At 55.3% G+C, this 19,323-nt stretch carries 23 protein-coding genes; 21 read left to right on the top strand and 2 right to left on the bottom strand.

Features of this window, described 5'->3' with window-relative positions:
* Window positions 1-4: 4 nt before the first annotated feature.
* Complete coding sequence (locus AC3WJN_RS12965; protein WP_005833084.1) at window positions 5-1,300, top strand: class I SAM-dependent rRNA methyltransferase; 1,296 nt, start codon at window positions 5-7, stop codon at window positions 1,298-1,300.
* 116 nt (window positions 1,301-1,416) lie between these two features.
* Here AC3WJN_RS12965 and AC3WJN_RS12960 read toward each other — a convergent pair whose 3' ends face one another.
* Window positions 1,417-1,911 carry a hypothetical protein gene (locus AC3WJN_RS12960; RefSeq protein ID WP_007777570.1) on the bottom strand — a complete coding sequence of 165 codons (495 nt, stop codon included), beginning with the start codon at window positions 1,909-1,911 and terminating at the stop codon, window positions 1,417-1,419.
* Between the two features lie 234 nt (window positions 1,912-2,145).
* Here AC3WJN_RS12960 and AC3WJN_RS12955 point away from each other — a divergent pair, with 234 nt between their 5' ends.
* The gene (locus tag AC3WJN_RS12955; protein WP_005833082.1) at window positions 2,146-3,273 is read left to right on the top strand and encodes a D-alanine--D-alanine ligase; all 1,128 of its coding nucleotides are present in this window, start codon (window positions 2,146-2,148) and stop codon (window positions 3,271-3,273) included.
* Window positions 3,274-3,465: 192 nt separating this feature from the next.
* On the opposite strand, the gene AC3WJN_RS12950 is transcribed toward AC3WJN_RS12955, so the two are convergent.
* A complete protein-coding gene (locus AC3WJN_RS12950; RefSeq protein WP_007777573.1) occupies window positions 3,466-4,848 on the bottom strand; it encodes a UDP-N-acetylmuramoyl-tripeptide--D-alanyl-D-alanine ligase in 1,383 nt (460 codons plus the stop codon).
* A gap of 255 nt (window positions 4,849-5,103) precedes the next feature.
* On the opposite strand from AC3WJN_RS12950, the gene AC3WJN_RS12945 reads away from it, so the two are divergent.
* From AC3WJN_RS12945 to glyS, 19 genes are all read left to right on the top strand, one after another.
* Entirely contained in the window at window positions 5,104-5,427 is a 324-nt protein-coding gene (locus AC3WJN_RS12945) for a histidine triad nucleotide-binding protein (protein ID WP_005833078.1), read from the top strand.
* Window positions 5,428-5,539: 112 nt separating this feature from the next.
* Window positions 5,540-5,713 carry a 30S ribosomal protein S21 gene (rpsU, locus tag AC3WJN_RS12940; protein WP_005833076.1) on the top strand — a complete coding sequence of 58 codons (174 nt, stop codon included), beginning with the start codon at window positions 5,540-5,542 and terminating at the stop codon, window positions 5,711-5,713.
* A 17-nt stretch (window positions 5,714-5,730) separates the two neighbouring features.
* Entirely contained in the window at window positions 5,731-6,177 is a 447-nt protein-coding gene (locus AC3WJN_RS12935) for a GatB/YqeY domain-containing protein (protein WP_005833074.1), read from the top strand.
* 219 nt (window positions 6,178-6,396) lie between these two features.
* On the top strand, window positions 6,397-7,731 hold the full coding sequence (locus AC3WJN_RS12930; protein ID WP_007777576.1) for an NfeD family protein: 1,335 nt from the start codon (window positions 6,397-6,399) through the stop codon (window positions 7,729-7,731).
* 15 nt (window positions 7,732-7,746) lie between these two features.
* Window positions 7,747-8,751, top strand: a complete 1,005-nt coding sequence (floA, locus tag AC3WJN_RS12925) for a flotillin-like protein FloA (RefSeq protein ID WP_007777578.1) — start codon at window positions 7,747-7,749, stop codon at window positions 8,749-8,751.
* An 11-nt stretch (window positions 8,752-8,762) separates the two neighbouring features.
* Window positions 8,763-9,275 (top strand): hypothetical protein, encoded by a 513-nt coding sequence (locus AC3WJN_RS12920; protein ID WP_005833069.1) that lies wholly within the window; start codon window positions 8,763-8,765, stop codon window positions 9,273-9,275.
* Between the two features lie 230 nt (window positions 9,276-9,505).
* Window positions 9,506-9,712, top strand: a complete 207-nt coding sequence (locus tag AC3WJN_RS12915) for a hypothetical protein (protein ID WP_005833066.1) — start codon at window positions 9,506-9,508, stop codon at window positions 9,710-9,712.
* A gap of 241 nt (window positions 9,713-9,953) precedes the next feature.
* Window positions 9,954-10,250: a sporulation protein YqfC gene (yqfC, locus tag AC3WJN_RS12910; protein WP_007777585.1), complete on the top strand. Its 297-nt coding sequence runs from the start codon at window positions 9,954-9,956 to the stop codon at window positions 10,248-10,250.
* Window positions 10,251-10,276: 26 nt separating this feature from the next.
* Window positions 10,277-11,485: a sporulation protein YqfD gene (yqfD, locus tag AC3WJN_RS12905; RefSeq protein WP_007777588.1), complete on the top strand. Its 1,209-nt coding sequence runs from the start codon at window positions 10,277-10,279 to the stop codon at window positions 11,483-11,485.
* A gap of 41 nt (window positions 11,486-11,526) precedes the next feature.
* On the top strand, window positions 11,527-12,498 hold the full coding sequence (locus AC3WJN_RS12900; RefSeq protein WP_005833062.1) for a PhoH family protein: 972 nt from the start codon (window positions 11,527-11,529) through the stop codon (window positions 12,496-12,498).
* A 37-nt stretch (window positions 12,499-12,535) separates the two neighbouring features.
* Window positions 12,536-13,015, top strand: coding sequence for an rRNA maturation RNase YbeY (gene ybeY / locus AC3WJN_RS12895; protein ID WP_005833060.1), 480 nt, complete (start codon window positions 12,536-12,538; stop codon window positions 13,013-13,015).
* Window positions 13,016-13,024: 9 nt separating this feature from the next.
* On the top strand, window positions 13,025-13,396 hold the full coding sequence (locus AC3WJN_RS12890) for a diacylglycerol kinase family protein (protein WP_007777594.1): 372 nt from the start codon (window positions 13,025-13,027) through the stop codon (window positions 13,394-13,396).
* 177 nt (window positions 13,397-13,573) lie between these two features.
* Window positions 13,574-13,972 (top strand): cytidine deaminase, encoded by a 399-nt coding sequence (gene cdd / locus AC3WJN_RS12885; RefSeq protein WP_005833055.1) that lies wholly within the window; start codon window positions 13,574-13,576, stop codon window positions 13,970-13,972.
* On the top strand, window positions 13,965-14,882 hold the full coding sequence (gene era, locus AC3WJN_RS12880) for a GTPase Era (protein WP_005833053.1): 918 nt from the start codon (window positions 13,965-13,967) through the stop codon (window positions 14,880-14,882). Before cdd ends, era begins: the two co-directional genes overlap by 8 nt.
* Window positions 14,883-15,001: 119 nt before the next feature.
* Window positions 15,002-15,157: a YqzL family protein gene (locus tag AC3WJN_RS12875; protein ID WP_005833052.1), complete on the top strand. Its 156-nt coding sequence runs from the start codon at window positions 15,002-15,004 to the stop codon at window positions 15,155-15,157.
* Complete coding sequence (gene recO / locus AC3WJN_RS12870; RefSeq protein WP_005833050.1) at window positions 15,148-15,921, top strand: DNA repair protein RecO; 774 nt, start codon at window positions 15,148-15,150, stop codon at window positions 15,919-15,921. The genes AC3WJN_RS12875 and recO overlap by 10 nt, the downstream gene beginning before the upstream one ends.
* An 85-nt stretch (window positions 15,922-16,006) precedes the next feature.
* Complete coding sequence (locus AC3WJN_RS12865; protein ID WP_157179490.1) at window positions 16,007-16,174, top strand: hypothetical protein; 168 nt, start codon at window positions 16,007-16,009, stop codon at window positions 16,172-16,174.
* 37 nt (window positions 16,175-16,211) lie between these two features.
* Window positions 16,212-17,141, top strand: a complete 930-nt coding sequence (gene glyQ, locus AC3WJN_RS12860) for a glycine--tRNA ligase subunit alpha (RefSeq protein WP_005833048.1) — start codon at window positions 16,212-16,214, stop codon at window positions 17,139-17,141.
* Complete coding sequence (glyS, locus tag AC3WJN_RS12855) at window positions 17,134-19,203, top strand: glycine--tRNA ligase subunit beta (protein ID WP_007777600.1); 2,070 nt, start codon at window positions 17,134-17,136, stop codon at window positions 19,201-19,203. Before glyQ ends, glyS begins: the two co-directional genes overlap by 8 nt.
* Window positions 19,204-19,323 lie beyond the last annotated feature (120 nt).

Raw genomic sequence — 19,323 nt, 5'->3', positions numbered from 1 at the left:
CTGCATGGCGAGAGTGCTACTGAATCAGCATCGGAAAAAGCGGCTAGAAGCGGGCCACCCGTGGGTTTTTCAGTCGGAAGTATTGGAAATTCAGGGCGAGGTCGTGCCGGGTGAAATCGTCGAAGTGACGAACCACAAAGGACACTTTTTGGCAAAAGGCTACATCAACCCAGCATCGCAAATGATCGTGCGCATTTTGAGCTACGACCCGAACGAAGCGATCGACTATGCGTTTTTCTTGCGCAAAATCAGACAAGCTGCACAGTTTCGCGACAGATTTGTGGACAACCCTCGCGCCTGCCGCGTCATTTACGGCGAGGCCGATTTTTTGCCTGGGCTGATCGTGGACCGCTACGAGGATACGCTGGTCGTACAAGTTCTTTCGCTGGGCATGGAAAAGCGGATCGACTGGATTTCCGATGCGCTCGTGGAAGTGTTTGCGCCGACGGGCATCTATTTGCGCAACGACGTGCCTGTGCGCAAGCTGGAAGGGCTGGCGGAAGGAAAAGGCGTTCTGTACGGAGAATGTCCGCGTGAAGTATTGATCGAGGAAAACGGTCTGAAGTACTATGTGGATATCGTCGAGGGGCAAAAAACCGGATTTTTCTACGACCAGCGGGAAAACCGCGCTTCGATCGCGCCATTGATGAAAGGTTGGGGCGAAAAGCACGGCATTACACTACAGCAGGTAGAAACAGATGGCGAGCAAAAGCTCATGCCCGTCGACAAGCGGGGAAAAGTAGTCAAAAATCCGTTCTGGGACGGGGCAGAGGTGCTGGAGTGCTTCACGCATACAGGCTCGTTCACGCTGAACGCCTGCAAGCACGGGGCGAAAAAAGTGACGGCGCTCGACATCTCCGAGCACGCCATCGAAACGGCGAAGCGCAACATCACCTTGAACGGCTTTTTGCACCGCGTCGAGTTTGTCGTAGCCAATGCGTTTGACTATTTGCGGGAAAACGTGGAGGCGGGCAAAAGCTGGGACGTGGTCATTCTCGATCCGCCAGCTTTCGCCAAGTCGCGTGGCGCAGTCAAAGGCGCCTGCCGCGGTTACAAGGATATCAACCTGAACGGGATGAAGCTCGTCCGTCCGGGCGGTTTTTTGGTCACTGCCTCCTGCTCGTACCATATGTCGCCGGAGCTGTTTTTGGAAACGATCCAGGAAGCGGCCGTCGATGCGAAAAAAATCTTGCGGCTGATCGAGTGGCGCGGAGCCGGGAAAGACCACCCGCAAATCAGCGGGGCCGACGAAGCGCATTACTTGAAGTTCGCCATTTTTGAAGTGCGCGATCGCAAGTAGAAAAAGAAAACAGCGCCGAAGCGTATCTGGCGCTGTTTTTGCGTTCACGTGGAATGGGGTCGCTGCTCGCGCTAGCTGGCTGACATCCGCGCGCCGATTTCGCCAGCCTGCCAGGCTTATTGCGCAAACTGCTTGTCGTTTTTCACCTGCCGGACGAGGTCGAGAGCTTTTTTGAAGCCGAGCTCTTTTCCGAGCAAGACTTGTCCTTCGGCGGGGGTAGCGGCGCGGGCCTGGCTTAATGTTTGCAGCTCGTGGGTCAGCAAATGCTCGATGAGGTAGAGCTGGACCTGGCCGATTTCGCGCTCGCTCTTGCGGTTCCGCTCCCGGAACTTCGCCCGTTGCTGGCTTTCCTCCACATATTTGTCGATGTCATCCTCGAGAAAATGGGAGGCGTTGCAAATAATTTGCCGATAGTCATCCGTCTGGGAGGGAATCGGCCGGATGGTGTGACCGAGGTGAGCGAGCAAAAATTTGTTCAGGACGATGCTGTCCCGCGTGTAGTCGTTGTGAAGGAGCGAGTACTCCCCCAAAAAGGCGCCGTTGTCTTTGTCATAGCTGTGCAGCAGCGTGTACGTGGAGCAATACGTACAGTAAAGCAAGTAGTCTCTCATGGACATCCCTCCAGCAAAATAGCTCCATGACAGGGTTTTTACTTCCCATGATATGACGAAGTTTCGCGGTGGGTGATACTTGCTTCTCTTGTATTTGTCGGTCGGTTTGTGTATGCTAAATGACGAGCTTTTGCACGGTACAAAGTGCAGATGCTGGGCGCGTGCATAGCATAGGAGAGAGATGAAACTAAGGTAGACTCTTTGCCTGCCACAGAGGAAAGGAGCATGGCACGGATGGGAACAGAAAAAATCCGTCTGGGAATTATTTATGGGGGAAAATCCTCGGAGCACGAGGTTTCTTTGCGGACGGCCTTGTCGATCATGAAGGCTGTGGATGCGAATAAATACGAGGTAACGCCAATTTACGTGCAATTGGACGGCTCCTGGGTAAAAGGAGAGGCGCTGGCAGGCCAACTGCCGGAAAAAATCGACGCGCTGCGCTTGACGACAGGCGACCAGGCGATCAACCAGGCAACCGGATCGGGACAGGAACTCATCCCGGCGAGCAAGCCGGCATCGTTGTTTTCCATCGGCCAGCAGGTAGATGTGATCTTTCCGGTCGTCCACGGCCCAAACGGCGAGGACGGCACGATTCAGGGGATGCTCGAGCTTGCCAACCTGCCTTATGTCGGCACGGGCGTCATGGCCTCCGCGGTCGGCATGGACAAATGGATGATGAAAACCGTCTTCGCCCAAGTAGGTTTGCCGCAGGTCAAGTACGTCGGTCTTTTGCGCTCGCAATGGGAGAAAAACCCCGAGGAAGTCGCGGAAAACATCGAGCGCAAACTCGGCTATCCGTGCTTTGTCAAGCCAGCGAACATGGGCTCTAGCGTCGGGATCAGCAAGGCGAAAAACCGTGCGGAGCTGGTGCAAGCGCTCAATCTGGCTGCCCGTTTTGACCGCAGACTGATCGTGGAAGAGTTTGTCCAGGCGCGGGAGCTGGAAATTGGCGTACTCGGCAACGAGGAGCTTGTGACGTCTGTGGTGGGCGAGATCATCGCCGCCAAGGAATTTTACGATTACGAAGCCAAGTACAAGGGAGCGGGCACAGAGTTGTCCATTCCTGCCGTCATTCCCGAGCATGTCGCAGACGGGATCGCCGACATTGCGAAAAAAGCGTTCCAGGCGCTGGATGGTTCCGGGCTCTCCCGCGTCGACTTTTTCTGGGACGAGAAAAATGACAAACTGTACATCAACGAAGTGAACACGATGCCAGGCTTCACGCCGTTCAGCATGTACCCGATGCTGTTTCAGGCAGCGGGTGTCAGCTACAGCGAGCTGATTGACCGCCTGGTGCAGCTCGCGCTCGAGCGCCACGCTGACAAGCAGCGCAACATCGTCGAAGCGGAAGGGTTGGAATAGGCAAAAGGAAAGGTGCTAGCAAATAGCGCCTTTTTCTTTTTCGCCACGCCGCCCGCAAAAAGCCAAAAGCGAACAGCAGGCACACCGGGCTCTTGACCCGAGCACGCCCCCGGCACGCTGCGAGCCGCAGGAGCCATAGCCGCTGCCGCACATGAAACAGCGCCTCCCGTACAGGACGAGAGGCGCTGTTTTTTAATCGCGATTTTCCAGATCGGAGAGCAGCGTCCACAGCTCCATGCCTTTTGACGCTTTGAACAAAAAGGCGTGGCGCTCGTCGCGCAGCGGCAAAAGAGCGGAAAGCGCCTCGGCCTTCGTGGCAACATGCAGCTTGTGGCCGCCGTAGGCATCGTGCAGGTGGCGGCTGTCTTCGCCGACGGTGACGAGCAGCTCGATGCGGTCCGCAATGTCTGTGAGCGCTTGGCCGACCCCCGCGTGCATCTGTGCGCTTTGCGGGCCCATCTCGTACATGTCGCCGAGCACGAGCACTTTTTTGCGGGCGAAAAACAGCTCGGCAAACGTGCGCGCAGCAGCTTCCATCGACGACGGGCTGGCGTTGTAGGCGTCGCTGATGTACAGCGCGCCGTGCCTGGAGGGCACCTGCTCAAAGCGCATGGCGGACAGCTTGACAGTCGACAATGCTTCGACGATCTGCTCGGCGCTCATGCCAAGGCGTCTAGCGATGGCGACAGCTGGCAGGGCGTTCAGCACGCTATGCTTGCCGTGCAGCGGGAGGAAGGCGGAAAAGCGCTCCCCAGAAGCGAAGCAGACGTCAAACTGCGTCCCGCTGTCGGTCGGCTCGATTTGCTCTGCCCACAGGTCACAAGGCTCCTTGACCGAGTAGTACATGATCTCGCCGGAATACAGGTGGGCAATGCGCGGCAAGTACTCCGAATCCTTGTTCAGCAGGACGAGGCCGTCCGGGGCTGTATGCGGCAGCAGCTCTGCCTTGGCGAGCGCAATTTTTTCCCGCGTGCCGAAAAACTCCAGATGCGATTCGCCAATGTACGTAATCACGCTGATTTGCGGCTTGACCAGGCTGGCGAGCAAGTCGATTTCCCCGGCGTGGTTCATCCCCAGCTCCAGGACGGCGGCCTGATGTTCCGGCTCCATTTGTAGCAAGGAAAGCGGCACGCCTAAATGATTGTTCAAGTTTTTATATGTCTTGTAGACAGGGGAGCGCGCTTCGAGTACGTGGGCTACGATGTCCTTCACCGTCGTTTTCCCGATGCTGCCCGTAATCGCGATATGCGGGATCGAAAAGTCTTTCCGATAGGCGGCTGCCAGCTTTTGAAAACCGCGCAACGTGTCGTTGACGAGAATCAGCCCGAACTCATCGGGCAAGCCCGCAGGAATTTTTTCCTGATTGGATACGAGCGCCGCGACTGCTCCTTGCTCGGCTGCTTGCAGCAAAAAGTCGTGGCCGTCCCGAACGCCGCCAGTCAGCGCCACGAATAAAGAACCCGCTTTCAGTTGGCGGGTGTCAAAGTGAACGGATGACAAGACAAGATGCGGGGAGCCTGCCAGCAAGAGTCCTTCTGCATTGATTGTGGCCTGTTCCAGTGCAATTGGTTTCATGTGCACGAACTCCTTTTTCTATTGATCCATGGATCTATCTCCACCGGGAAGCCGACAACGCGAACGTGAAGCTGCGAAGTCGTGTTGTTCACGAACTCGTGAATCCTCGAAGTCATGCTACCACGCGCCCGGGAAGGCCGCAAGACAAAAGTGCGGGACTGGCCGTTGCATTTGCCGCGTGCCGTCCGCTATCATGATACTGTCTGTGCCTTGAAATCGTCGAAGCCATATACATAGCTGAAAGGGGTTGCCAAAATGGAGAAGAGCATTTTTACCCGGATTATGGAGGGCGAAATTCCAGCCCGCGTGGAATACGAAGACGAACAGGTCATCGTCATTCATGACATCGCACCAAAGGCGCGCGTCCATCTGCTGATTATCCCGCGCAAGCCGATTCCGACACTGATGGATGTGACGGAGGAAGATTTGCCGCTGATCGGCCACATTCACCGGGTGGCGCAGACGTTGGCGAAAAAGCTGGAGCTGTCCGGTTTTCGCCTGGTAAATAACTGCGGAAAAGAAGGCGGACAAGAAGTTTTCCACATTCATTACCACCTCTTGTCAGGATTTCACGAATAAAAATGAACTAAAGGTTGACCTTCATTAGTCATCTATCCTATAATGAAGTGTGACAGTCTGTTCGTACCACGATTCAGGCGTCCCACGGTTTTAGCGGAGGGAGGGAAGACAAATGGCAGAAATTCGAGTCAAGAAAAACGAGTCTTTGGATAGCGCACTTCGCCGCTTCAAGCGTGAGAGCGCCAAATCCGGGGTGATGGCGGAACTGCGTAAACGTCGTCACTTTGAGAAGCCTAGCATTAGGCGCAAAAAGAAATCCGAAGCAGCTCGCAAACGTAAGTATTAATGGACGGAGGGCCCATCATGAGTGTAATGGAGCGACTCGATCAAGATATGAAGCAAGCAATGAAAGACAAAGCTGCTCTAAAACTCTCTGTTATTCGCATGGTGAAAGCCGCTTTAAAGAATGAAGAGATTAACAAAGGCAGAACTTTGTCTGAAGACGAAGTGCTGACCATCTTGACTCGTGAGTTAAAACAACGCCGTGAATCCCTCCACGAATTCGAGAAGGCAGGCCGTGAGGAACTTGCCTTAAAATCGCGCGAAGAGATCGACGTGCTCTCCGCTTACTTGCCCGCTCAGCTCAGCGAAGACGAAATTCGCGATATCGTTCGGGAAGCAATTGCCGCCACAAATGCCGCCTCCAAAAAAGAGATGGGCAAAGTGATGGGGGCAATCATGCCGAAAGTGAAAGGCAGAGCAGACGGAACCCTCGTGCAAAAGATTGTATCTGAGGAACTACCATCGTAGACAAGCAACACCTCATATAGATACGAACGAGAAAACTCAGCCAGATGATGGCTGGGTTTTTTCTTTTCCCCCAGAGGAATTTGCGGTACATACGGCTTGCGGCGTGTCAAGGTGCTTGAGCGGTCATCTTATTGACAAAAATCTGAAACAATCTTCCCTCTCCTTCGTATACCTTATTGGGCATAAGTTGAAGCTGATACGAGGAAGGAGGTAAATGCAATGACTGCAACAAGGCCAGCTTTACGCCGTGTGCGATTGCTCTTTTCGTTTCTCTGCCTGATGATGGGGCTTTCGATGTTTTTGGCAGCGCCAGGGACGTTTGCACAGTCTTATCAAAAAGCCGTCTGGATTCCGGTAGACAACACGATTGAGCGCGGCCTGGAGAGCTTCTTGGAGAGAGCTTTCGCGGACGCGCAGGAGCAGCAGGCAGACCTTGTCATCTTGCATATTAATACGCCAGGTGGCGAAGTGGATGCTGCCGACCAGATTGGGCAGCTCATCCGCCAATCTCCCATGCATACCATTGCCTACATTGACAATCAAGCTTTTTCAGCGGGTACCTACATCGCTTTGAATGCCAATGAAATCATTATGACGCCAGGCAGCAGCATGGGGGCGGCGACTCCGATTGACCTGGCAGGCAACGCAGCCGATATCAAGTTCATCTCCGGATGGAGCAAAAAAATGTCGGCGGCCGCCAGCTTGAACAATCGCAACCCTGATGTGGCGCGGGCCATGGTCGAAATGGATACGGAGTTTCCCGGCTTGAAGCCGAAAGGAACGGTGCTCTCGCTCGACGCCCAGCAAGCCAAAACGTTGGGCTACGCGGACCGCGTCGTTTCCGGCAAGGAAGAGCTGCTGGCCAGCCTTGGTGTTCCGGGCGATTCCCTTCAGGTGATCGAGCCGACAGGCGGGGAAAAGGTCGCGCGCTGGGTGACCAGCCCGTACGTCATGAGCCTGCTGTTGGTCATCGGCCTGGTAGGAATTGTGGTTGAGCTGTTTGCACCCGGCTTTGGGGTCGCGGGTACGATCTCTTTGGTTTCCTTCGGCCTGTATTTCTTCGGTCATTATGTGGCAGGCTTTGCAAACTGGCTGCACATCGGTCTGTTTGTCATCGGAATTTTACTCATGATCTTGGAAATATTCCTGCCAGGCGGTATCGTCGGAGCGATCGGGTTTATCAGCATCGTGACCGGCCTGGTGATGGCTGCCTACGACACGCAGCAAGGGCTCGCCTCGCTGGGGCTCGCGGCAATCGTCACGGCTCTGGTGGCATTTCTGCTCATCAAACGGTACGGCGTCAAAGGTCTGCTTGGCAAATTCGTTCTCGGCGACGCGCAGCGCAACGAGGAAGGATATGTGGCGCCGAAGGACCAGCGTGACCTCGCAGGGAAAACAGGTGTTGCCCTGACGCCTTTGCGTCCGGCTGGTGTCGTGAAAGTGGATGGAAAACGCGTCGATGCGGTTTCGGCCGGAGGCTTTATCGACGCCGGAACGGCGATTGTCGTCGTGCAAGTGGAAGGCACGCGCGTCGTCGTAGCCGAACAAGAATAAAGGAGTGAACTGCACATGTTGGAAAGTGGATTGATACCTCTCATATTTATGGTGGCGGTCGCCATCGTAGCTCTCTCGATTTTCTTCTCGTTTGTTCCCGTGATGCTCTGGATTTCCGCGCTCGCCTCGGGCGTGAACATCGGGATTATTACGCTCGTCGCCATGCGCCTTCGCCGCGTCGTTCCGTCGCGCATCGTAAATCCGCTCATCAAGGCGCGCAAAGCTGGCTTGCAGTTGGATACAAACCAGTTGGAGAGCCACTACTTGGCAGGCGATAACGTAGACCGTGTCGTGGACGCATTGGTAGCCGCGCAGCGCGCAGATATTCCGCTCGGCTTTGAGCGCGCCGCAGCGATTGACCTGGCAGGGCGCGACGTCTTGGAAGCGGTACAAATGAGCGTGAACCCGAAAGTTATCGAAACGCCAGTCGTAGCAGCCATGGCCAAAGACGGTATCGAGCTGCGCACAAAAGCAAAAGTAACGGTACGCGCCAACATTGACCGTCTGGTCGGTGGTGCGGGGGAAGAAACGATCATCGCCCGCGTCGGGGAAGGGATTGTTTCGACAATCGGTTCGTCCGCGAGCCACAAGGACGTATTGGAAAATCCGGACCTCATCTCCAAAACCGTACTGAACAAAGGTCTGGATGCAGGAACGGCATTCGAAATTCTCTCCATTGATATCGCGGACGTCGATGTAGGCAAAAACATCGGGGCGCAACTGCAAACCGACCAGGCCGAAGCCGACAAGCGCATCGCCCAGGCAAAAGCGGAGGAGCGCCGCGCGATGGCGGTTGCCCAAGAGCAGGAAATGATCGCTCGCGTACAGGAAATGAAAGCGAAAGTAGTAGAGGCAGAGGCACAGGTTCCACTTGCTTTGGCAGAAGCGCTGACCAGCGGCAAAATGGGCGTCATGGATTACTACAACCTGCAAAACATTGCAGCCGATACGCAAATGCGTCAATCGTTCGGGCATCCAGGAGACAAACAGGACCCTGCCTCGCCTGACAAGAAAGAGTAAGGGCGATCGCCATGGACGATCTCTTGGATCTCCTCTTTGACTTGTTTGGCTGGCTTCTGCCTCTGATTGGAAAGTACTGGTTTATCATTTTGGGCTACATCGGCTACAAGCTGCTTGGATTGGGCGGCAAAGGAAATGGCAAAGGGAAGAAGATGTCGCAAGGGAGACCGAACCGCCCCCTTACGCCTGTCGAGACGCCATGGGCTAGGCAAGAGCCTGCTGTGACGGAGGAGCGGAAAACGGTGCGAGCCTCCGCCAAATACGAGCCGATGGACCGAGACACAGAATCGATGGAAGGCGTCGGAGTGGAGCAGGAATGGGCATTTTCGGAACCTGTACGCGCTTCGACAGGCTCCGCGATTCGCCTGTCCGCGGCGGCGGCACAGTCGGCTCCACAGCGAGCGAAGCCGCAGCCTGCCAGCACCGTCGATCCGCGTGAAGGCATGAAGTGGGCGCTGATTTTCGGCGAGCCGCGCTCCAAAGCGCCATACTTCGCCGAGCGCTCTCGCAAATCGGCCAAGTAGCGGCCAAGCGAAAACAGGTGAACGTCATGTTCGCCTGTTTTTTTGTACAGATAAAAATTTCTAAGATTCTTATCCAGTATAAGGGCAACTAAGGCTGCGCCAAGCCATTGGCGCAGCCAAGTTTTCTAATTGCGTTTGTCGAAAACTTGGGCTTGTGTCCATCAAGGCGGTTGACTATCCTGAAAGTATAGAAATTTGTTCCAATAAAGATAAGGGGTAGTGGACAAGCAATGAATCAGCAAATCTTTGAGCAAATGGGGCGCTTTCGCCAAAAAGTGATTCGGCTTGCCATTTTTGAAAAGAAATCCATCTACGAAACGGCCATTGCTTGCGGGTGCTCCGCGGAAAAAGTAAAGCGCGTCTTGAAAAAATGGAAGGTGCTTACACGAAGCGAACGACAGTTGTCCGCCTTCCTTGAGAAAGAACAGCAGCGATAGGCCTCTGGCACTTGGGACTCCCGAGTGACGGAGGTCTTTTTTTGGTTGTCCACGCCCCTTTTCGCAAAAAAATCTGCCCCCTCTTTGGAAATGCGAAAGCGCAGGTTTTCGTATGAATGCCGCACAGTTCGCTCGCATACGCATAGGTAAGAATGATATTGCACCAGATGCCCGGAAGCGATTTTGGCATGACCCGTTGTAGAAAACAAGGCGCGTGCGCCAGTAGAAGGGGGGCTTATCCATGAAGCGTTGGAGCCGCCGTCTGCGCCAGTTGGCCGGAGGTGTGTTGGATCTGCCGCAAGATGTGGTCCTGGAAGTCCCGCGCATTACGATGATCGGTCACTTGCAAATGTACATAGAGAATCATCGCGGTGTTCTGCATTTCAGCGAACATGAGCTGCGCTTGCTGTTGACAAACGGGCAGATGATTGTCTCAGGCGAACAGCTTGTCATAAGAGCGATTTTGCCGGAAGAAGTGCTACTCGAAGGAAGAATTGGCGGGGTCAAATTTTTGGAGACGGGGCCGCAGGGCTCGTAGCACAAAGAAAGGTGGAGACGGCACATATGCGAAACGGACTCAAGGAATGGGTAGATGGACACATCACCATCACCGTACGGGGTAAGCGTTTTGAGCGTTTGCTGAATATGGCCGTACGGGATGGCATCCGAATCTGGAATATTCGCAGGGTCGGTTCGGAGGTGAGCCGCTGCGATATACTGATTCGCGACTATTTTCGCCTGCGGCCGCTGTTGAAGGAGACAGGCTGTCGCAGCCATGTGGAAAACAGGGACGGCCTGCCTTTTTGGCTCTTGCGCGTGCGCAGGCGCGCGGGACTGGCTATTGGCGCGGTTTTGTTTTTTATCGGATTGTACATGCTCTCCTCGTTTGTCTGGAGCGTCGAGGTGACCGGAACCAAGCATATTGATCCGGCGCGGGTGATTAAAGCCGCCGATCAGATCGGGATTAAAGAAGGGGCCTGGAAGGTCAAACTAAAGGAACCGCTGCTTTTGCAAAAAGAGCTGCTGAGCCTGCTGCCGGAAGCGGCCTGGGTCGGCATCGACATCCAGGGCACGAAGGTCAGGCTGCAAGTGGTGGAGAAGGAAGCGCCTGTCAAGCCGCTAGCGACGGGGCCGCGCCATCTCGTGGCGAAAAAGCGCGCGGTCATCCACAAAATTCTCCCCGAAGTGGGCAAAAGCCAGGTGACGAACAACCAGCTCGTCGAAAAAGGCCAGGTGCTTATCTCGGGCATTATCGGCAACGAAGAGCGCCAGCAGGCTGTTTCGGCGCGCGGCAAGGTGCAAGGGGAGGTCTGGTATGTCAGCAACACCTCGGTGCCGCTGAAGCAAACGCTCTACCGCTTGACCGGAGAGCGCCAGGAGCAGCAGTACTTGCTGGTGGGGCCGTACGCGATCCAGGTGTGGCCGTTCAACAAGGAAGGGTTTGCCGACGCCCAGACCGAAGAAAAACGGTACGTCCCCTCTTACGCCGGGTACACGTCGCCGATCGGCTGGAAAACGGTCACGTACACGCAAATCGAGCCGATTACGAAGCAATTGAGCGCAGAAGAGGCGACGGAGATAGCGAAAAAATTCGCCAGAGCAGACATTTTGCAAAAAGCTGGTAAAGATGCGTTTATTCAGGACGAAAAAGTTTTGCACGTCACCGCAGAGAATGGTAAAGTTTACGTAAGCATTCATTTTTCCGTCATTGAAGAAATTGCCGTTGAACAGCCGATCATCCCCCAGGCACCCGTGAACAATGGCAATCCGTGACGTCATATTGCTGATAACCGTTGCAAGGAGATGGAAGCCTGTTGCACGTACAAGATGAGGTAAGAATCCCGTTTTCAGACGCATCTGAGGCCTTGTTGTTGTTTGGACCGCACGACGCGTACCTAAAGCTGATCGAGGAAAAAAGTCCTGCCCGAATCATGACCCGCGAAGGCGAACTGGTCATTAGCGGCGACAAGCCGGAAGTGGATAAGCTGACGGAGCTGATTGGCATTTTGCTGCAGCTAATCCGCAGAGGAATTGCACTGTCCGAGCGCGACATTTCGTATGCGATGATGCTCGTCGGCCGGGGAGAAGCAGCGCAACTGCTGGATGTTTATGATGAGGAAGTGGCACGCACCCAGCGCGGAAAGGTGATCCGGGCCAAAACGCTCGGCCAGCGGCACTATTTGTCGGCGATCAAGAAGCACGACATCGTCTTCGGAATCGGGCCTGCCGGAACGGGAAAAACGTATTTGGCGGTGGTTACGGCAGTGACCGCGTTGAAAAATGGACGTGTCAAACGGATCGTTCTTACCAGACCGGCTGTGGAAGCGGGAGAGAGCCTTGGATTTTTGCCTGGCGATCTGCAGGAAAAGGTAGACCCGTATTTGCGTCCGCTCTATGACGCCTTGTATGACATGCTTGGCACCGAGCAGGTGGCCAAGATGATGGAGCGCGGACTGATTGAAGTCGCTCCGCTGGCGTACATGCGCGGTCGTACTCTAGAAGACTCGTTCGTCATTTTGGACGAGGCGCAAAACACCACTCCCGAGCAAATGAAAATGTTTTTGACCAGGCTTGGGTTCGGGTCCAAAATGGTGATTACGGGTGACGTGACACAGGTTGACCTGCCCAAAGGCAAAAAGTCCGGACTGCGCGAAGCGGAGCGGATTTTGAACCGGATACCGGACGTAGCCTTCATCCATTTCCAAGAAGGGGATGTCGTGCGACACAGCCTGGTGCAAAAAATTATCGCGGCCTATGCCAAGGAAGAAGCCGATCACGGCTATTGATAAATCGCGTTTGCAAAAAAAAGGAGATTGTTCATCTGTGCTATCTGTAGAAATCCTCCATGAAGAAATCGAACCGCTTGATGAAAGCCTGCAAAAACTGCTGACCGACTGTCTCGAAGCATGCGCAAAGCTGGAGGACGTACAGGGAGAAGTAGTCGTTACGCTGGTCACCAACGAGCGGATTCACGAGCTGAACCGCGACTATCGCGGCGTGGATCGTCCGACAGACGTTTTGTCTTTCGCCATGAACGAACCGGGTGAGGGCGAAATGGAAATCTTCTTCGACGAGAGCGAAGCGGACGAAGTTCCAAATATGCTTGGAGACATTATCATCTCCGTGCAAAAAGCGCGTGAGCAAGCTGAGGATTACGGCCACTCCTTCGAAAGAGAGCTGGGCTTTCTCGCTGTGCATGGCTTTCTCCATCTGCTCGGCTACGATCACGGTACGCCGGAAGAGGAGAAAGAAATGTTTTCCCGTCAAGAAAAAGTATTGGAGCAAATCGGCTTGACGAGGTAGGAGATCACATTGAAGGAATTCCGGAGAATGGCGAAAAGCTTCGGCTACGCCTTGCAAGGAATCGGGCACACCGTAAAGACACAGCGAAACATGCAAATCCACGTAGCCGCTGCTGTAATCGTACTGGCGGCGGCCTGGTGGCTGCACATCCCGCGCAGCGATGTTTTGCTGGTCTTTTTTTCTATCGGCCTTGTCTTTTCGCTGGAGCTGGCGAATACGGCTGTAGAGGCAGTCGTCGACCTCGCCTCTCCAGACTGGCACGAAAAAGCGAAAATCGCCAAAGACGCGTGCGCAGGGGCTGTGCTGGTGGCGGCGATTTTGTCTGTCATTATCGGCATGGCTGTCTTCGGGCCGCCTTTGCTGCAAAAAATAGCGGGCTAGCCTGCGGCATGTCCCAGCCAGACGTTTGACAGGCCCCGAATAGACGACTGACCGGACGAGCCTTTTTGGGAGGCCATGAAGTCTGGTCTCTTGGCGTCTCTTCGTCAGGGGGCAGGCGCGTTTTTTCCGGTTCGCGAAAAATCGTGGTAGAGACTACGTATAAGAGGAATGATGAGAATGGATAAACAAGCGTTACTGGCGAAAGCCATCGAAGCAAGGGAGCTGGCGTACGTGCCGTACTCCAAGTTTCAGGTAGGAGCGGCGCTGTTGTGCGAGAGCGGCAACGTATACCTCGGCGGCAATATCGAAAATGCGGCGTACTCGCTGTGCAACTGCGCGGAGCGTACCGCCCTGTTCAAGGCGTTTTCCGAGCGGGATCGCACCTACAAGGCGCTGGCGGTGGCAGCAGATACGCCAGGGCCGGTGTCTCCGTGCGGCGCTTGCCGTCAGGTGATCGCCGAGCTGTGCCCGCAGGACATGCCGGTGTATTTGACCAACCTCAAAGGGGACGTGGAGGAAACGACAGTATCTGCCCTGTTGCCAGGGGCATTTTCCAAGGAGGATTTACGTGGATAACCGCAAGACCAAAAAGTCATTCAAATCAGGGTTCGTCTCGATTGTCGGCAGACCGAACGTGGGCAAATCGACGCTCTTGAACCACATCGTCGGCCACAAGATCGCGATCATGTCGAACAAGCCGCAAACGACGCGCAACAAAATTACCGCCGTGCATACGACGGAAGACGGGCAGATCATCTTCCTCGATACGCCGGGCATTCACAAGCCGCAATCCAAGCTCGGTAACTACATGGTTTCGGTTGCGGAAAACACGCTGAACGAAGTCGATCTCGTGCTGTTTGTCGTCGACGCGACCGAAAAGCGCGGCGCAGGTGACGACTACATCATCGAGCGGCTGAAGCAAGTCAAGACCCCGGTATTTTTGGTCATCAACAAAATCGACAAGGTGCATCCGGAAGCTTTGCTGCCGATCATCGACGACTACCGCAAGCTGTACGATTTCAAGCAGATCGTTCCGATCTCGGCGCTTCAGGGCAACAACACCAGTTCGTTGACCGAAGCGATCATGGGCGAAATGGAAGAAGGCCCGATGTTCTACCCGGCCGACCAGGTGACCGATCACCCGGAGCGCTTTGTCGTAGCGGAGCTGATTCGGGAAAAAGTGCTGCACCTGACACGCGAGGAAGTGCCGCACTCGATCGCCGTCGTCGTGGAAGAAATGAAGCGCGGCGAAAACGGGAAAACGCTGTACATTTACGCTGCGATCTACGTCGAGCGCGATTCGCAGCGCGGCATTTTGATCGGGCAAAAAGGCCAGATGCTCAAAGAGATCGGCCGACGGGCGCGTAAGGACATCGAGCGTTTGATGGGCGATCAAGTGTTTTTGGAGCTGTGGATCAAGGTGAAAAAGGACTGGCGCAACCAGGAGCGCATGTTGCGCAACTTCGGCTTTTTTGACGAGGAATAACAGCCGGGTCAGTGTCCTTCGTTTTCATTCGTGTTAATTTTTCCAAGGCATAGAATAACGGGCGCAGGTGATTCTAAGAAGGAAGTGGAGAGACCCGATACAGGAAAGGATGATGCTCCATGCTTCGTGACTTTTCTTGGAGAGTTTTCGCTTTAACCGGTGACATCCATGCTTACCTTCTCTACCGCGATCACCATCAGGCAGACGGCTCCTCGGAAGACGCGCTGCTTGATCTCGCCCAGGAAGAATTGGGTGACTCGCAGGCATGCTTGTAAAGTGGGAAGGGATTGTCATTCGCAGCGTGGACTACGGCGAGTCCAGCAAAGTGGTGACGTTGTTTACCCGGGAGAACGGCAAGCTTGGCGTGATGGCGCGCGGTGCAAAAAAGACCAAGAGCCGTCTTGCCGCCGTCTCCCAGTTGTTTTCGCACGGCTACTTTCTGTGCAAAGCAGGACCCGGAGCAGGAATGCCTGATTTGTCACAGGGGGACATACTGGATTCGTTTCGGGATATGCGGCAGGGCCTCACGGCGACGGCTTATGCCGCTTACATAGCGGAGCTTTTGGATCGATTGACACACGAGAGGGAGCCGAATCCTTTTTTGTTCCAGTTGCTCCTTCAGACGTTTCGCTACTTGGATGAAGGGGTGGACCCGGAAATTCTTTGCCGCATTTTCGAGATGAAGATGTTGAGCGTGGCCGGAATCTCCCCGCAGTTGTCAGCTTGCGCGAACTGCGGACAGCAGCGGGAGCCGTACGCGATCAGCGTGTCGCAGGGGGGACTGTTGTGTCCGTCCTGTCAGCCTTTTGATCCGTATGCTTTGGCGGTTACGCCCTCTACCTGGAAGCTTTTGCGGCTGTTCCAGGTCTTTGATTTGGAGCGGCTCGGCGATATCGAGGTGAAGCCGGCGACGCGCAGCCAGCTCAAGCATGTCATCCGCAGCTTCATGGATGAGCACCTCGATCTGCGGCTGAAAAGTCGCGCCTTTCTGGAACAGCTTGAGCGAATGGAAAGGATGGCGCAGCCGGACAGTGACTGATTGACATCCGATTTTCTTTTCGTTATGATAGGTAGCAAACTTACATACCGAATGTTGCCATGAAGGAAAAGAGTAGTCGGCCACTGTGTGCCAGAAGCGAACCGGGGACGGTGCAAGCCCGGTCACCATGCTGATGAAGGGCGTTCCGGAGCAATTTGATCTTGACAAGGTGGGCGAAGAACTTTTTCGCCAAGTAGGGTGGAACCGCGAGAATCCTCTCGTCCCTACACTGTTGCTTTTTGCGACAGTGTAGCGGGCGGGAGGTTTTTATTTTTGGAGGAGGAAAAAGCATGAAAATGACATTTCAAGACATCATTTTGACGCTGCAAAACTTTTGGGCGAAGCAAAATTGCCTGATCGTGCAGCCGTACGACGTGGAAAAAGGGGCGGGGACACTCAACCCGATGACATTTTTGCGCTCCATCGGCCCTGAGCCGTGGAATGTCGCTTATGTGGAGCCTTCCCGTCGCCCGGCGGATGGCCGCTACGGCGAAAACCCGAACCGCCTGTACCAGCACCACCAGTTCCAGGTCATCATGAAGCCGTCGCCGGACAACATCCAGGAGCTGTATCTGGAAAGTCTGCGTGAGCTCGGCATCGAGCCGCTGGAGCACGACATCCGCTTCGTGGAGGACAACTGGGAGCACCCGGGTCTGGGCGCGTGGGGGCTCGGCTGGGAAGTTTGGCTGGACGGCATGGAAATCACCCAGTTCACCTACTTCCAGCAAGTGGGCGGCCTGGAGTGCAAGCCGGTAGCGGTCGAGCTGACGTACGGCTTGGAGCGGCTGGCTTCCTACATTCAGGAAAAAGAAAACGTGTTCGACCTGGAATGGTGCAACGGCTTCACGTATGGAGACGTGTTCCTGCAGCCGGAGTACGAACACTCCAAATACACGTTCGAGCTGTCTGACACAGACATGCTGTTTACCCTCTACAACACGTACGAAGCAGAGGCAAAACGACTGATGAAGGAGCGTCTCGTCTACCCGGCGTACGACTATGTGCTGAAATGCTCGCACACGTTCAATCTGTTGGACGCCCGCGGCGCGATCAGCGTGACCGAGCGTACAGGCTATATCGCCCGCGTCCGCAATCTGTCGCGTGAAGTAGCGCAAACGTACTACGCGGAGCGCGAGCGTCTCGGCTTCCCGCTGCTGAAAAAAGCAGGCGGACAAGAGGAACAGACGGCACAGGTGAAGGGAGAGGATACAAATGAGTAAACGCGATTTGCTCGTAGAAGTTGGTCTGGAAGAAATGCCAGCGCGGTTTGTGGCACTGGCAGCATCGCAATTCAAGGAAAAAGTGGAAAAATGGCTGACGGCAGAACGCGTGCCATTTGACCAGATTACGGCGCTGGAAACGCCGCGCCGCTTTGCCTTGCTGATCCACGGCCTTGCGGAAAAGCAGCCGGATCGCAACGATGAAGCGAAAGGTCCGGCCAAAAAAATCGCCCAGGACGAAGCGGGCAACTGGACCAAGGCAGCGCTCGGCTTTGCGCGCAGCAACAACGTCGACCCGAACGACCTGTACTTCAAGGAAGTAAACGGCGTGGAGTATGTACATGCAAGAAAAGCGGAGGCAGGCAAGGCGACGACGGAAATTTTGCCGCAGCTCGCCGATGTGATCGCGGGCATGAGCTTCCCGAAAAACATGCGCTGGGGCGCAAGAGATTTGAAATACGTTCGTCCGATTCGCTGGCTCGTTGCCCTGTTTGGCGAAGAGCTGATTGACCTGGAAATCGCAGGCGTCAAAAGCGGTCGCGTCTCCCGCGGCCATCGCTTCCTGGGCACAGAAGTGACGTTGAACAACCCGGGCGAGTACGTGAGCAAGCTGGCCGAGCAGCACGTCATTGTCAATCCGGAAGAGCGCCGGGCGTTGATCGTGGAGCAAATCCGCCGTATGGAGCAGGAGCACGGCTGGACGATTCCGATGGATGAGGGGCTGCTCGATGAAGTCGTTCACCTCGTGGAGTATCCGACCGCACTCTACGGCACGTTCGAAGCGGAGTTTTTGACGATTCCGCGTGAGGTTCTGGTCACCTCCATGCGCGAGCATCAGCGCTACTTCCCGGTGGAAAACGCGCAAGGCCAACTGCTCAACCACTTTGTCACCGTGCGCAACGGCGACAGCCGCGCGCTGGAGAACGTCGCAAAAGGAAACGAAAAAGTGTTGCGTGCCCGTCTCTCTGACGCCCGCTTCTTCTATGTAGAGGACCAGAAGCTGTCCATCGAAAGCTGCCTGAAGCGCCTGGAGACGATCGTGTTCCATGAAGAGCTGGGAACGATCGGCGACAAGGTGCGCCGCGTCCGCAAGACGGCGGGACTGATCGCAAGCAAGCTCGGCGTCACTGCCGAAGAAGCCAAGCAAGTAGACCGCATCGCCGAAATCGCCAAGTTTGACCTCGTGACGAACATGGTCGGCGAGTTTCCTGAGCTGCAAGGCATCATGGGTGAAGATTACGCCCGCAAGGCAGGCGAGTCCGACCTCGTGGCGCGCGGCGTGTTCGAGCACTACTTGCCGCGCTTTGCCGGGGACCTCATGCCTGCCTCTGCCCAAGGCGCGATCGCGAGCATGGCTGACAAGCTCGACACGATCGTCGGCTGCTTCTCCATCGGCATCGTGCCGACAGGCTCCCAAGACCCGTACGGCCTGCGCCGGATGGCGGCGGGAATCGTCGCCATTTTGCTGGAACGCAACTGGCAACTGTCTTTGGACGAACTGTGGGATGCGGCGCTGGAAGGCTATGCGGCACAGGGCGTAAGCAAACGTACCGTGGAAGAAGTGAAAAAGGACTTGGTCGACTTCTTCGCTCTGCGCCTGAAAAACGTCCTGCAGGAAAACGGAGTCCGCTACGATGTGGTGGATGCCGTGCTGAGCGCAGATTTGACGCGGGTGCCTGACGTGCTGGCAAAAGCGAAGGCATTGATGGCGACTGTCTCGGCCGAAGACTTCAAGCTGATCGTCGAGCAGTTTAACCGGGTGAACAACCTGGCGCAAAAAGCGGAAGCGGACAGCGTGGACGAAGCGCTGTTTGCCGAAGAAGCCGAGCGCAACCTGTATCAGTCTTACCAGTCCGTCGAAAGCGAAGTGCAGGGACTCGCCGATCAGGAGAAAATTTTGGCGACGCTCTCCACGCTGCGCGAGCCGATTCAAGGCTTTTTCGACAAGGTGATGGTCATGGCGGAAGATCAGGCGGTTCGCGCCAATCGCCTGGGCTTGCTGCTTCGCATCTCCCGTCTTTTGAACGGCTACGCCGACTTTGCAAAAATTGTGTTTGCGTAAAAAACAAATAGGCTGGTGCCTCCGTCTTAAAATGAGACGGGGGCACCTTTTTTCCGCGCGAAAGAAGGAATATCCGGTCGAATAGAGTAATACTAGGAAGAGGTAAAGACAGAACCGGGG

The sequence above is a fragment of the Brevibacillus sp. FW306-2-1A-C05A genome, from assembly GCF_058781555.1.
Note: the sequence above shows the minus strand (reverse complement) of the source record. Positions and strands in the feature narration are given on the sequence as shown.